At 71.7% G+C, this 16,157-nt stretch carries 1 protein-coding gene; it reads left to right on the forward strand.

Annotated features, from left to right (window positions below):
• Positions 1-228: 228 nt before the first annotated feature.
• Complete coding sequence (locus ACIP9H_RS22725) at positions 229-16,143, forward strand: non-ribosomal peptide synthase/polyketide synthase (RefSeq protein WP_401960403.1); 15,915 nt, start codon at positions 229-231, stop codon at positions 16,141-16,143.
• Positions 16,144-16,157: the final 14 nt, after the last annotated feature.

Below are 16,157 nucleotides of genomic sequence, written 5' to 3' on the forward strand. Positions count from 1 at the left end.
GCATTCACGTCGGCCACTTCGTTCTTCTGATATCGGCGAGAACACACCGGACCTTCAAAAAAGATTAAAGGGCTTCGCCGGTCGCCACCCCGGGGAGTCCTGCATTGCACCGCGCTCGCGGCCGGACTTCGACAGGCAGGAAATCTGTCGCCGGCAGATGACGAGTCCGCGTGGCACAGGATTTTGCGCTGACTTCTCGCCGGATATCAAGTACACGGGGTATTCAATATGCCTAACCATGCCAAAAAGGCCCTGACCGCGGCTCAGAAGGGCATTTGGTACGCCCAGGCACTGGATCCGGAGAGCCCGGCCCAGAACATGGTGGAGTACCTGGACATCGCCGGCCCCCTGCAACTCGGCCTGCTGGAGGCGGCGTTCGGCCAGGCGCTGGCCGAGGCCGAGGTGTCGCACCGGCGGTTCGGGCAAAACGAAGACGGCCCGTGGCAGGTGGTCGAACCCCTGCCCGACTACCGGTTGCCCGTGGTCGACCTGCGCGCGGAGCCCGGACCGGTGGCGGCCGCGGAGGCATGGATGCGGGCCGACGCGGCGCGTCCCGCCGATCTCGAACACGGCCGGATCATCACCTTCACCGCGCTCATGGTGGGCGAGGACAGGACCGTGGTGTATCTGCGGGCCCATCACATCGCGGTGGACGCCGTCGGCTACGCGGTGTGGCTGAACCGGGTGACGGAGATCTACACCGCCCTCGAAGAGGGGCGCGACTGCCCGTTCACGCCATTCGCGACGCTCGAGGAGATCCTGGCCGACGACGAGTCGTACCGCGGGAGCGAGCAGTTCACGCGGGACCGCGCCTACTGGGCCGAGCGGATGGAGGACGCGCCCGAGGCCGTGAGCCTGGCCTCGGCGTCGGCGTCGGCGTCGGCGTCGGCGTCCCACCGTGCTCACCGCCGCACCGCCGAGGTCTCGGCCGAGGTCGCGCAGTCGCTTCGGCAGGTGGCCCGCGCGTCCGGCGTCGCCCTGCCCGCCCTGCTGATCGGGGCCGCCGGGCTGTACGCGCATCGGGTGGCGCAGGCGCAGGACGTCGTGATGGGGCTGACCGTCACGGCGCGCAAGGGGTCGCGGGTGCAGGGGTCGGTGGCGAGCATGGCCCAGGTGCTGCCGCTGCGCATGCGCATCGCGGCGGACATGAGCGTGCGTGACCTGGCCAGGGAGGCGTCCGCGCGGAGCCGGGGGGTTCTGCAGCACCAGCGCTACCGGTACGAGGATCTGTACCGCGACCTCAAACTCGCCCGTACGGGCGGCCGCATGTTCGGTCCCGCGATCAACTTCCTCCCCGACGACCGGACGATGCCCCGGTTCGGGCAGTGCGAGACCACCGCGCGCACCTACCTCGCGAACGGCGCGGTGGACGACCTGACGATCCTCATCTACGAGCGGGACACGGGTCTGCGGCTGGACTTCCTGGCCAACCCCGCGCTCTACACCGAGGAGGAGAACGCCGCCCACCAGGCGCGGTTCCTGTATCTGCTCACCGCACTGGCCGGCCTGGAGCCCGGTGCGCCGCTCGCCCGGCTGGACCTGGCCACCCCCGTCGAACAGCACCGCGTGCTGGTGGAGTGGAACCACACCGAGCGGGAGGTCCCCCTCACAACGCTTCCCGAACTGTTCCAGTCGCAGGTCGCGCGCACACCGGACGCGACCGCGGTGGTGTCCGGGGACACCCAGCTGACGTACGCGGAGCTGAACGCCCGGGCGAACCGTCTGGCGCGGCTGCTGGTCATCAGGGGTGCGGGGCCGGAGGACCGGGTGGCGGTGCTGATGGACCGCTCGGCCGACCTGGTGGTCGCCCTGCTGGCGGTGGTGAAGGCGGGGGCGGCGTACGTACCCGTGGACCCCGCCTACCCCGCCGACCGGATCGCTTACATGCTCCGGGACGCCCGGCCCGGCCTCGTGCTCACCACCGAGGCGGCACAGGAGGGGCTGCCGGACGAGGTGACGGCTCTGGCGATCGATGCCCCGGGCACCGTCGCGGCGCTTGAGGACCTGGGTGACGCCGACCTGGCCGACGCCGAGCGGTGCGCGGTGCTGCGGTCCGCGCATCCGGCGTACGTGATCTACACCTCCGGGTCCACCGGCCGGCCCAAGGGTGTCGCGGTGCCGCACGCGGGGCTCGTGAACCAGTTGCTGTGCCTGCGCGAGGCAAGCGGCACGAAAGCCGGCGACGTGGTGCTGGCCCGTACGTCCGCCAGCTTCGACGCGGCCGGCTGCGAGGTGTGGCTGCCGCTGGTCAGCGGTGCCGCGATGTCCCTGGTGTCCAGCGAGGAGGCCCGGGACCCGCAGAGGCTGATGGCGCACATCGTGCGCCACGGCGTCACGGTGGCGCAGCTCGTTCCCTCGGTGCTGGACACCCTTCCGCTGGAGGACGCGGGTCGCCTCCGGCTCGTCCTGTCCGGTGGCGAGGCGCTTCCCGCGCCCTTGGCGGCGCGGGTCGCCGGGGCGTGGGGCGTTCCGTTGATCAATCTGTACGGGCCGACCGAGACGACCATCCAGGTCACGTACGGACGGTGGAGCGCGGCGGACCGCGGGCACTCGACCGTGCCCATCGGCCGCCCGGTGTGGAACACCCGGGCGTACGTGCTCGACGGTGCGCTGCGGCCGGTGCCCCCAGGTGTCGCGGGTGAGCTGTACGTCGCCGGCGTGCAGTTGGCGCGGGGATACCTTGACCGCCCCGCCCTGAGCGCGCAGCGGTTCGTGGCCAGCCCGTTCACGGCGGGCGAGCGGATGTACCGGACCGGTGACCTGGTGCGATGGGGCGCCGACGGTCATCTGGAGTACCTGGGCCGGGCGGACGACCAGGTGAAGATCCGCGGTTTCCGGATCGAGCCCGGTGAGGTCGAGGCCGCGCTGACGGCGCATCCGTCCGTGGGCCAAGCCGCGGTGGTCGTACGTGAGGACCAGCCCGGCGACCGGCGCCTCGTCGGCTACGTCGTCCCCGCGAGTGGTGCGGACGGCGTCGACATCGCCGACGTCCGTGCCGCTCTCTCAGCCGTGCTGCCCGGCTACATGCTGCCGACGGCGATCGTCGCACTGGACGCACTGCCGCTCACGGTCAACGGCAAGCTGGACCGCAAGTCGCTGCCGGCTCCGCGTCACGACGCGGACAGCGGCGCCCGGCGTCCGGCGACGGCACAGGAGGAGATCCTGTGCGCGCTGGCCGCCGACGTGCTCAACCTGCCCTCCGTGGGGGTGGACGACAACTTCTTCGAGGTGGGCGGGCACTCCCTGCTCGCGACCCGGCTGGTCAGCCGCATCCGGTCGGTGTTCGGGGTGGAGGTGCCCATCCGGACGCTGTTCGAGGCACCCACGCTCCGTGAACTGGCGGGCCGGCTGACCGCCTCCGGCGCGTCCCGGCCCCCGTTGGCGCCCGCGCGGCGACCGGAGCGGGTGCCGCTGTCGTTCGCCCAGCAGCGGCTGTGGTTCCTCAGCGAGCTGGAAGGCCCCTCGGCCACCTACAACATCCCCATGGCGCTGCGGCTGACCGGCAGGCTGGACACCGACGCCCTGCGCGCCGCGCTGCACGACGTCGTGGGCCGGCACGAAGTCCTGCGCACGGTCTTCACCACCGTGGACGGTCTGCCCTACCAGCGGATCCTTCCGTCCGAGGAAGCCCGTGCCGTGCTGCCGGTCAGCCCGGTGGCGGAAGGCGCCCTGCCGTCCTGGCTGAGCGAGGCCGCGGGGCACCGCTTCGACCTGGCCACCGACATCCCCGTCCGCACGTCGCTGGCCGAGGTGGGGCCGGACGACCACGTGCTGGTCGTGGTGGTGCACCACATCGCGGGCGACGGCTGGTCGCTGGGCCCGCTGGCACGTGACCTGTCGGCCGCCTACGCCGCCCGCGCCACCGGTGGACTCCCCGCATGGGGCGCGTTGCCGGTGCAGTACGCCGACTACGGCCTGTGGCAGCGGGAGCTGCTGGGTGACGCGACCGACCCCGCCAGCCTGCTGTCGGAGCAACTCGCCTACTGGCGCGACGCGCTGGACGGGGCGCCCGAGGAACTGGCACTGCCCACCGACCGGCCCCGGCCCCCGGTGGCCACCCATCGCGGCGCTGCCGTCGACCTCCACATCGGCGCCGAGGACCACCAGGCACTGGCCGAGCTGGCCCGCGCACACGGTGTCACCCTGTTCATGGTGACGCAGGCGGCACTGGCCGTCCTCCTGCACCGCCTCGGCGCCGGGGACGACATCCCCATCGGCACCCCCATCGCCGGACGCACCGACGAGGCGGTGGAGGACCTCGTCGGATTCTTCGTCAACACCCTCGTCCTGCGCACCGACGTGTCCGGCGATCCGACGTTCCTGGACATGCTGGGTCAGGCGCGTGAGACGGCTCTGGGCGCATACGCGCATCAGGACGTGCCGTTCGAACGGCTGGTGGAACAGCTCACCCCGGCCCGGTCGATGGCCCGCCACCCCCTGTTCCAGGTCATGCTCACCCTCCAGAACAACACCACCCCGGATCTCGAACTGCCCGGTCTGGACGTCGAGATCCTGCCCACCGGCGACGTGCCCGCCAAGTTCGACCTCGACGTCCAGCTCGGCGAACGCCTCACCGACGCGGGCGAGCCCGCGGGCCTGCACGGCGCGATCACCTACGCCACCGACCTGTTCGACCACGACACCGCCGCCGGCATCGGCGAACGTCTCGTCCGGGTGCTCGAAACGGTGGCCGCCGAACCGTCGGTCCGCGTGAGCCGGATCGACGTCCTCGGCCCGGCCGAGCACCACCGCATCCTGGAGGAGTGGAACGACACCGTCAGAGAGGCGCCGCCGGCGACGGTGGTGGAGTCGTTCCAGGCACAGGCCGCACGCACCCCGGACGCCACCGCCGTGGTGTTCGAGGGCATCGCCGTGTCCTACGCGGAACTCGACGCCCGCGCCAACCGGCTCGCCCGGCTGCTGGCCGAGCACGGGGCACGGCCCGAACAACTGGTCGCGCTGGCCCTTCCCCGGTCCGTCGACCTCGTCGTCGCCATCCTGGCCACGCTCAAGACAGGCGCCGCCTACCTCCCCATCGATCCCGGCCACCCGGTCGATCGCATCGCCTATGTGATGGCGGACGCCCGGCCCGCGCTGGTGGTGACGACCCGTGCGGTGGAGTCGGTGCTGCCGGAGGGCACGGCGCGGCTGGTCGTGGACGCCCCGGAGACCGCCGAAGCGATCTCACGTCGTGAGGGCGAGGACCTGACCGGCGCCGAACGCGGCGTGGCACTGCTGCCCGCCCACCCCGCGTACGTGATCTACACCTCGGGCTCCACGGGCCGGCCGAAGGGGACCGTGGTCTCCCACCACGCGCTCGGCAACTTCGTGGCCGCCATGCGCGAGTACCTGGCCCTGGACACCGACGACGCCCTCGTCGCCGTGACCACGGTGGCCTTCGACATCCACACACTGGAGGTCTTCGTACCCCTGGTGTCCGGCGCCCGCGTGGTGCTCGCCGACCGCGACACCGCCCGGGACCCGCAGGCCCTGGCCGAACTGATCCGCCGGTCGGGCGCCACGGTGCTGCAGGCGACGCCCGCGGTGTGGCAGGCCCTGGCCGTGGAGGCACCGGACGCGATCAGCGGGCTCCGGGCGCTGGTCGGCGGCGAGGCACTGCCCCCGGCGCTCGCTGAGCAGTTGACGGCAGCAGCAGCGTCGGTGACCAACCTCTACGGCCCGACGGAGACCACCGTGTGGTCGACACTGGCACCCCTGCATCCCGGACACGGCACCCGTGTACCCATCGGGCGGCCCATCTGGAACACCCGGGTGTTCGTGCTGGACGCGGCTCTTCGGCCGGTGCCGGCCGGCGTGGCCGGGGAGCTGTACATCTCCGGAGCCGGCCTGGCCCGCGGATACCTCGCCCGGCCCGCGCTGACCGCGGAACGGTTCGTCGCCAACCCCTACGGCGGTGCGGGCGAGCGCATGTACCGCACCGGGGACCTGGTCCGATGGACCGCCGACGGGCAACTCGAATACCTGGGCCGCACCGACGACCAGGTCAAGATCCGCGGGTTCCGCATCGAACTCGGCGAGGTCGAAGCCGCCTTGGCCACCCACCCGTCCGTCGCCCAGGCGGCAGTGGTGGTGCGTGAGGACCAGCCCAGCGACAAGCGCCTCGTCGGCTACATCGTCACGGGAGCAACCGTGGACGGCGCCGAACTGCGCGCCCACGTCACCGGCCTGCTGCCCGACTACATGGTGCCTGCGGCGATCGTCGCACTCGACGCCCTCCCGCTCACCGCGAACCGCAAACTCGACCGCAAAGCCCTCCCCGCCCCCGACTACACCACCACGGCCACCAGCCGAGGCCCGGCCAACGCCCAGGAAGAAATCCTGTGCGCCCTGGCCGCCGAGACACTCGGCCTGCCGTCCGTCGGCATCGACGACAACTTCTTCGAACTCGGCGGCCATTCCCTCCTCGCGACGCGCCTGATCAGCCGCATCCGATCAGCATTCGGGGTAGAGGTCCCGATTCGTACGCTGTTCGAGGCACCCACGCTCCGCGAACTCGCGGACCGGCTGACCACCACCAGCGCCTCGCGGCCTGCCTTGGTCCCGGCGCAGCGGCCGGAACTGGTGCCGTTGTCGTTCGCCCAGCAGCGCCTGTGGTTCCTCAGCGAACTCGAAGGACCGTCCCCCACCTACAACATCCCCATGGCGCTGCGGCTGACCGGCACCCTCGACACCGACGCCCTCAACGCCGCACTCCGCGACGTCGTCGCCCGCCACGAAGTCCTCCGCACCGTCATCACCACCGTCGACGGCCGGCCCCACCAGCGCATCATCGACGCCGACGACATCGGTGACCTCTTCACCGTCATCGACGCCGAACAGGCACCGCAGGCCGGGGCCGAGGCGGCGGCACAACCCTTCGATCTGGCGAGCGAGATCCCGCTGCGGGCCCGCCTGATCCGGACCGGTCCCGATGAGCATGTGCTGGTCGTCGTCCTCCACCACATCGCCGGTGACGGATGGTCCCTCGGCCCCCTGGCCCACGACGTCTCCACCGCCTACACCGCCCGCACCACCGGCACCGCCCCCACCTGGGCACCCCTGCCCGTCCAGTACGCCGACTACAGCATCTGGCAACAGGAGTTGCTCGGTGACGCCTCCGACCCCGGCAGCCTCCTGGCCGAGCAACTCGCCTACTGGCAGCACGCACTCGATGACGCCCCCGAAGAACTGGCGCTGCCGACCGACCGACCCCGTCCCCCGGTGGCCTCCCACCGCGGCGCCACCGTCGACCTCCGCATCGACGCCGACGTCCACCAGGCCGTCGTGGATCTGGCACGGGCCCAGGGTGTGACCGTGTTCATGGTGGCGGAAGCCGCACTCGCCGTACTGCTGAACCGCCTCGGCGCCGGCGACGACATCCCCATCGGCACCCCCATCGCCGGACGCACCGACCAAGCAGTCGACGACCTCGTCGGATTCTTCGTCAACACCCTCGTCCTGCGCACCGACCTGTCAGGCGACCCCGACTTCATCCAGCTCCTCGAACGCGTCCGCGAGCACGCACTCAACGCCTACGCCCACCAGGACATCCCGTTCGAGCGCCTGGTGGAAGAGCTCTCGCCGACCCGGTCGATGGCCCGCCACCCGCTGTTCCAGGTCATGCTCACCCTCCAGAACAACACGCAGGCCGTTCTCGAACTGCCCGGCCTGTCCGCCGAGGCTCTGCCCACGGGCAACGGTCCCGCCAAGTTCGACCTCGACCTCCAGCTCAACGAACACCTCACCGACAACGGCAAGCCCGCCGGCCTCCACGGCGCGATCACCTACGCCACCGACCTGTTCGACCACCACACCGCCGCCGCCCTCGCCGAACGCTTCACCCGGGTCCTGCACACCGTCACCGCGCATCCGTCCGTCCCCGTGGACCGGATCGACGTGCTCAGCCCGGCCGAGCACCACCGCGTCCTGGTGGAGTGGAACAACACCACCCGGCAGCTGCCGCAGACCACGGTCACCGAGCTGTTCGAGGCCCAGGTCGCACGTACTCCCTCGGCGCCTGCCCTGGTGTTCGAAGGCATGGACGTGTCCTACGCCGAACTCAACACCCGTGCCAACCAGCTCGCCCGGCTGCTGATCGAACACGGCGCGAAACCAGAGCAGTTGGTCGCCCTGGCCCTTCCCCGGTCCGTCGATCTCGTCGTCGCCATCCTGGCCACTCTCAAAACCGGGGCCGCCTACCTCCCCGTCGATCCCGGGCACCCGGTCGAGCGCATCGCGTATCTGCTCGCCGAGGCACGGCCCTCGGTCCTCATCGGAGGCGACGCGACGTGGGAGGGCCTGCCGGGCGTCGACGTCACTCGTCCGTCCCTCGACGACCTGTCGGGCCGCGCCGCGCATGACCTGTCCGACGCGGACCGGCGCGGCCCGCTGCTGCCCGACCACCGCGCGTACGTCATCTACACCTCGGGCTCCACGGGGCGTCCCAAGGGCGTCGCGGTCACGCATCGCTCGCTCGCCAACAACATCGCCGCCGCCGCAGCCGAGTACGGGATCGGCGAGGGTGCACGGATGCTGGGGGCGACGGCGTTCAGCTTCGACGTGTCGGTGCAGGACCTCTTCGTCACCCTGGTCTCCGGTGCGGCCTTCGTGCTGGCCGCCGATGAGGACCGGGTCGACCTCGAACGCCTGCAGGACTTGATGCGCGCGCAGAACGTGTCCGTGGCGCACGTGACACCGGGGGTCGCGCGGCAGCTGGACCCGGCGCGCCTGCCGGAGCTGCGGACGCTCATCGTGGGCGGTGAGGCGCCGGACGCGGGTCTCGTCAACCGGTGGGTCACTACCGACCGGGAGTTCTACAACAGCTACGGGCCGACGGAGACGACCATCGGGGCCACGCTGATGCGGTGCGGCGCGCGGTCGTGGGACCGGACTCCGCCCATCGGCCGTCCGCTGCCGAATGTCCGGGCCTTTGTGCTGGACGCGGCGTTGCGGCCGGTGGCTCCAGGGGTGGCAGGGGAGTTGTACCTGGCGGGCGTGCAGGTGGCCCGGGGATACGTCAACCGGCCCGGCCTGACGGCGGAGCGGTTCGTCGCCGACCCCTACGGCGCACCCGGCGAGCGGATGTACCGGACCGGCGACTTGGTCCGGTGGAACTCCGACGGGCTGCTGGAGTACCTCGGCCGCACCGACGACCAGGTCAAGGTCCGCAGCTTCCGCATCGAACTCGGCGAGATCCAGGCCGCTCTGCTCGCCCAGCCGTCCGTCGCCCAGGCGGCGGTGGTGGTGCGCGAGGACCAGCCCGGCGACAAGCGCCTCGTCGGATACATCGTCCCGGCGAGCGGCATGGACGTCGTGGACGTCCGTGCCGGCCTGTCGGCCGTACTGCCGGACTACATGCTGCCGTCGGCGATCGTCGAGCTCGACGCCCTCCCGCTCACGGTGAACCGCAAGCTGGACCGCAAGGCCCTGCCCGCCCCCGACTACGGCACCACGGGCCCGGGGCGGGAACCGCGGACCCTCCAGGAGCAGCTCCTCGGCCAGGCGTTCGCCGACGTCCTCGGTCTCCCGCACGTCGGGGTGGACGACAACTTCTTCGACCTCGGCGGACACTCCCTCCTGGCCACCCGTCTGGTCAGCCGTATCCGCACCGCCCTTGGGGCCGAGGTCCCGGTCCGGGCCCTGTTCGAGACGCCCACGGTCGCCGGGCTCGCCCTCCGCCTCGCCCAGACCGGCGCCGACACCGCGCGTCTGCCGCTGACCGCCCGGCCGCGGCCCGCGACGGTGCCGCTGTCGTACGCCCAGCAGCGCCTGTGGTTCCTGGAGCAGTTGGAAGGGCCGTCCGCGCTCTACAACATCCCCATCGCCCTCCGCCTCACCGGCGACGTCGATCCCGACGTCCTCCGGGCCGCGCTCGCCGACGTCGTCGCCCGCCACGAAGTGCTCCGCACCGTCTTCGCGCATGTCGACGGCGCACCCGAGCAGCGCGTCCTCGCTCCTCAGGCGATCGATCTGCCGTTCCTCCAGGAGGAGATGCCGGAGGGCGAGGTGGCGCGGGCCATGGCCGAGGAGGCGCGTCGCCCCTTCCACCTCTCCGACGAACTCCCCCTGCGGGCACGGCTGTTCGCCATCGCCCCGCAGGAACACGTGCTGGTCCTGGTGCTGCACCACATCGCCGGTGACGGCTGGTCGCTCGCGCCTCTCGCCCGCGACCTCTCCACCGCCTGCGCCGCCCGCGCGGGCGGCCGGGCTCCGGCGTGGGAACCGCTCCCGGTCCAGTACACGGACTACGCCCTCTGGCAGCGCGAGCTCCTGGGCGAGGACCACGACGCGGCGAGCGTCCTCAACCGCCAACTGCACTACTGGCGCGAGGCCCTCACCGGTCTGCCGGAGGAACTCGCCCTGCCCACCGACCGGCCCCGGCCGCCGGTGGCCTCACACCGCGGCGGGACCGTCGGCCTGCGCATCGACGGCGAACTCCACGAGCGGATCACGGGCTTGGCCCGTGCCGAGGGCGTCACCGTGTTCATGGTGCTGCAAGCCGCCCTCGCCACGCTGCTCTTCCGCCTCGGCGCGGGTGCCGACATCCCCATCGGGACCTCGCTGGCGGGCCGCACCGACGAGAACCTGGACGAGTTGGTCGGCTTCTTCGTCAACACCCTGGTCATCCGCACCGACGTCTCGGGGGAACCGTCCTTCCGGGAACTGCTGCACCGCGTGCGCGAACGGGGTCTGGACGCCTTCGCCCACCAGGACGTGCCGTTCGAACGGCTGGTGGAGGACCTGGCCCCCGCCCGGTCCATGGCCCGCCATCCGCTCTTCCAGGTCATGCTGGCGCTGCAGAACGCCGCTCCGGCCGACCTCGCCCTCCCCGGCGTCGAGACCCACGTCCTGAACACGGGTGACCTGCCCGCCAAGTTCGACCTCGACGTCCAGCTCCGCGAGACCGAAACCGGCGGCCTGAGCGGCTCCCTCACCTATGCCGCCGACCTGTTCGACCACGGCACGGCTGAGTCGCTGGCCGAGCGGTTCGTCCGTGTCCTCGACATCGCGACCGCCGACCCCGCACGCCCCGTCACCGACATCGACCTGCTCGGCCCGGACGAGCGTCATACCGTGCTGACGACGTGGAACGACACCGCGCACGAGGTTCCGGCGGCGACGCTGCCGGACCTCTTCCAGGCACAGGCCGCGCGCACCCCCGACGCCACCGCCGTGGTCTTCGAGGACGAGCGGCTGTCCTACGCCGATCTCAACGCGCGTGCCAACCGGCTCGCCCGGCTCATGGCCGGACGCGGCGCCGGACCCGAAACTCTTGTCGCGGTCGACCTGGAGCGCTCCGCCGATCTCGTCGTCACCCTGCTGGCCGTCCTCAAGACGGGCGCCGCCTACCTCCCGGTCGACCCCGACCACCCGGCGGACCGCATCGCCGGTCTCCTCGCCGACGCCGGTCCCGTACTCCTGGTCACCACCGCTGCCCTGAACCCGGCGGACAGCGGGCAGCTCCCCCGCCTCGTCCTCGACGAACCGGAAACGGCGCTTGTCCTCGACGGCCTGTCCCCGGCCGACCTCGACGACGGCGACCGCACCCGTGGCCTTCTGGTCGATCACCCCGCGTACGTCATCTACACCTCCGGGTCCACCGGGCGTCCCAAGGGCGTGACGATCACCCACCGGGGCCTGGTCAACCGGTTGGCGTGGATGCAGGACGCCTACCGGCTGACCCCCGATGACCGCGTCGTGCAGAAGACCCCGTTCGGGTTCGACGTGTCGGTGTGGGAGTTCTTCTGGCCGCTGATCGAGGGCGCGACGCTGGTGGCGGCCCGTCCGGGCGGTCACCGCGACCCGGGGTACCTGGCCGGACTGATCCGGCGCGAGCAGGTCACCGTCGCCCACTTCGTCCCGTCGATGCTCCAGGTGTTCGTCGCTGAAGCCGCCGCCCGCGAGTGCGTCTCCCTGCGGGCCGTGGTCTGCAGCGGCGAGGCGCTGCCGGCCTCGTTGCGCGACCAGTTCCACGCCGTGCTGCCGATCCCGCTGCACAACCTGTACGGCCCGACCGAGGCGGCCATCGACGTCACCGCCTTCACCTGTGAGCCGGGGGCGGACGCCGGCGGTGGGGTGCCGATCGGGCGCCCCGTCTGGAACACCCGGGTGTTCGTGCTGGACACGGCGTTGCGGCCGGTGCCTGCCGGGGTGGCCGGCGAACTCTATCTGGCCGGTGTGCAGCTGGCCCGCGGCTACCTGGACCGGCCGGGGCTCACCGCCGAGCGGTTCGTCGCCAACCCGTACGGCGCACCCGGCGAACGGATGTACCGCACGGGCGACCTGGCCCGCTGGAACACCGACGGGCAGCTGGAGTACCTGGGCCGCACCGACGACCAGGTGAAGATCCGCGGGTTCCGCATCGAACTCGGCGAGATCGAGGCCGCGCTGCTCGCCCACCCGTCCGTCACGCAGGCGGCCGTGGTGGTCCGCGAGGACCGCCCGGGAGACAAGCGCCTGACCGGGTACGTGGTGGCGGCCGGTGACGCGGACGTCGTGCAGATGCGCGCGCGCCTGGCGCAGGTGCTGCCCGAGTACATGGTCCCGGCCGCGATCCTGGTGCTGGACGCACTGCCGTTGACGGTCAACGGCAAGCTCGACCGCAGGGCGCTGCCGGCTCCGGACCACGCCGCCGCGGTCACCGGGCGCGGGCCGTCGACGGTGCAGGAGGAGATCCTGTGCGCGCTGTTCGCCGAGGTGCTCGGCCTGCCCTCCGTCGGTGTCGACGACGACTTCTTCGAGCTGGGTGGGCACTCCCTGCTGGCTGTGACGCTGGTGGAGCGGGCCCGGGCGGCGGGTGTCGCGGTGGATGTGCGGACGCTGTTCACCAGCCCGACCGTGGCCGGTCTCGCGGCGCTGGAGGGCGCTCCGAAGGTGGTGCTGCCCGACAACGGCATCCCCGCGGGTGCCACGGCGATCACGCCGGAGATGGTGACGCTGGCCGACCTCACGGCGGAGGAGATCGCCGTCGTCACCGCGGAGGTGCCAGGCGGCGCGGCCGACATCGCCGACATCTACCCGCTGGCTCCGCTGCAGGAGGGCATCCTCTTCCACCACCTGCTGGAGGGCGAGAACGGCAGCGACCTGTACACACTGCCGTACGTCCTCCGCTTCGACTCCCGGGAGCGGGTGGACGCCGTTCTCGCCGCCGTGCAGCAGGTGGTCGACCGGCACGACATCCTGCGTACGGCCTTCCTGTGGGAAGGGCTCCGGGAGCCCGTCCAGGTCGTCCTGCGCACGGCCCCCGTCGCGGTCAGGACGCTCCGGCTGGAGGGCGCGGACGTCGTCGGCGGCCTGCTGGCCACGCGCACGGAGCCGATGGACGTCCGGCGCGCGCCCCTGCTGCAGGCCGCGGTCGCGCAGGACCCCGGCGACGGGCGGTGGGTCGTGCTGCTGGAGGTGCACCACCTGGTGCAGGACCGTACGTCCCTCGCCCTGGTCTTCGACGAGATCCGCGCGATTCTCTCCGGAGGCGCGGAAACACTGCCCGCGCCGCTGCCGTTCCGCGAGTTCGTCGCGCGGGCACGGCTCACGATCCCGGCGGAGGAGCACGAGCGGTTCTTCGCGGGGCTTGTGGGTGACGTGAGCGAGCCGACCGCTCCGTACGGCCTGCTGGACGTGCACGGTGACGGCCGCGGCGTGTCCGAGGTGCGCATGCCCCTCGGTCCCGATGTGGCGCAGCGGCTCAGGGAGCAGGCGCGGAGCCTGGGTGTCAGCCCGGCGACGCTGTTCCACGTCGCCTGGGCGCGGGTGGTGTCGGCCACCTCGGGCCGGGACGACGTGGTGTTCGGCACGGTGCTGTTCGGCCGGATGAACGCGGGCGCCGGAGCCGACCGGGTACCCGGCCTGTTCGTCAACACGCTGCCCGCCCGCCTCGACATCGGCTCCGTGAGCGTGCGTGAGGCCGTGTACGCGATGCGGCGGCAGCTCGCGGACCTGCTGGTGCACGAGCACGCGCCGCTCATCCTGGCCCAGCGGGCCAGCGCCCTTCCCGCCCGGACACCGCTGTTCACGTCGCTGTTCAACTACCGGCACGCCGAGGACACGGCGGCACCGGGCCCCGACGGGATGGAACTGCTGCACGGGCACGAGCGCACCAACTACCCGCTGGAATTCGCCGTCAACGACCAGGACCCCCACTTCACCTTCACCATCCAGGCGGTGGCCCCGGTCGAGCCGCGGTCGCTGGGCGCCTTCATGCACACCGCGGTCGCGGACCTCGTCACGGCGCTGGAGGAGGAGCCCGAGCGGCCGCTGCGTGCGATCCACGTCCTGGACGACAAGGAACGCCGGCTGCTGGTGGAATGGAACGACACCGCGCGTGCTGTCCCTCCGGCCACGCTCCCCGAGCTGTTCCAGGCCCGGGTGGCCCGCACGCCGGACGCGACCGCGGTGGTCTTCGAGGACACCACGCTGTCCTACGCGGACCTCAACGCCCGGGCGAACCGGCTGGCACGACTGCTGACGGCGCGTGGCGCAGGCCCGGAGCAGCGGGTCGCGGTCATGATGGACCGCTCCCCGGACCTCGTCGTCACACTGCTCGCCGTCCTCAAGTCCGGCGCGGCATACGTACCGATCGACCCCGAATACCCGGCCGAGCGTGTGGCCTACGTGCTGCGCGACGCCACGCCGGCGCTGGTGGTGACCACCCGCCAGTTCGAGAACGTGCTGCCCGAGGGCGTGACGCGGCTGGTGCTGGACGACCCCGCGACCGAACTGCACAGTCAGGCCGACACCGACCCCGACCAGCTGCCGCTCCTGGCCCACCCCGCCTACGTCATCTACACCTCAGGCTCCACCGGACGCCCCAAGGGCGTCACCGTCCCGCACACCGGTGTGGTCAACCGACTCGCCTGGATGCAGCACGCCTACCAACTCACCCCGGGCGACCGCGTCGTGCAGAAAACCCCGTTCGGATTCGACGTATCCGTGTGGGAGTTCTTCTGGCCCCTCCTCGAAGGCGCCACCCTCGTCGTCGCCCGCCCCGGCGGCCACCGGGACCCCGGCTACCTCGCCGAACTCATCCAGCGTCAGCGCGTCACCATCGCGCACTTCGTCCCCTCCATGCTCCAGGTGTTCACGGCGGCGGCTGAGACGGCGCAGTGGACGATGCCGTCCCTGCGCGCCGTCATGGCCAGCGGCGAGGCCCTCCCCGCAGAACTGCGCGACCGCTTCGCCGCATCCTTCGGCATTCCCCTGCACAACCTGTACGGCCCGACCGAGGCGTCCATCGACGTCACCGCCCACACCTGCGAACCCCACACCACCAGCGTCGTCCCCATCGGCCGCCCCATCTGGAACACCCAGACCTACGTCCTGGACGCCGCACTCCAACCCGTACCCCCCGGCGTCACAGGAGAGCTCTACCTCGCCGGCAGCCAACTCGCCCGCGGCTACCTCCACCGACCCGCACTCACCGCCGAACGCTTCGTCGCCAACCCGTACGGTCAGCCGGGCGAGCGGATGTACCGCACCGGCGACCTCGCCCGCTGGAACACCAACGGAGAGCTCGAATACCTCGGCCGCACCGACCACCAAGTCAAAATCCGTGGCTTCCGCATCGAACTCGGCGAAATCGAGACCGCGCTCCTCACCCACCCCGCCATCGCCCACGCCACCGTCATCGTCCGCGAGGACCAACCCGGCGACCAACGCCTCACCGCCTACCTCGTACCGTCCCCCGAGGTGTCCGCCGAGGACGTCAGCGCCTTCCGGGCGGCGGCAAGCGGCGTGCTGCGGACCCATGTCGCCACCCTCCTGCCGGACTACATGGTCCCCTCCGCGATCGTCGTCCTGGACGAGCTGCCGGTCACGGTGAACGGCAAGCTGAACCGTTCCGCCCTCCCGGCGCCCGATTACGCAGGTCAGGGCGGGAGCAGGGAACCCGCCACACCCGAAGAGGCCGCTCTCTGCGGCATCTTCGCCAAGGTGCTGGGCCTCCCCGACTTCGGAGTGGACGACAACTTCTTCGATCTCGGCGGGCATTCCCTCCTCGCCACCCAGCTCGCCGGCCACATCCGCGCCGCCCTCAACAGGGACGTCCCGATCCGCGCGATCTTCGAAACGCCCACCCCCGCCGGACTGGCCAAGCGGCTGGGACCGGAGAAGCACAACCGGCCCGCGCTGCGTCCCCGGCAGCGCTAGGGCCCCACCCCTCG

The sequence above is a fragment of the Streptomyces sp. NPDC088732 genome (assembly GCF_044751205.1).
Taxonomy (GTDB): domain Bacteria; phylum Actinomycetota; class Actinomycetes; order Streptomycetales; family Streptomycetaceae; genus Actinacidiphila.

Bases quoted from the DNA above. Each gene is read 5' to 3' on its own strand.
- ACIP9H_RS22725 (WP_401960403.1), top strand. From the start codon at position 229: ATGCCTAACCATGCCAAAAAGGCCCTGACCGCGGCTCAGAAGGGCATT.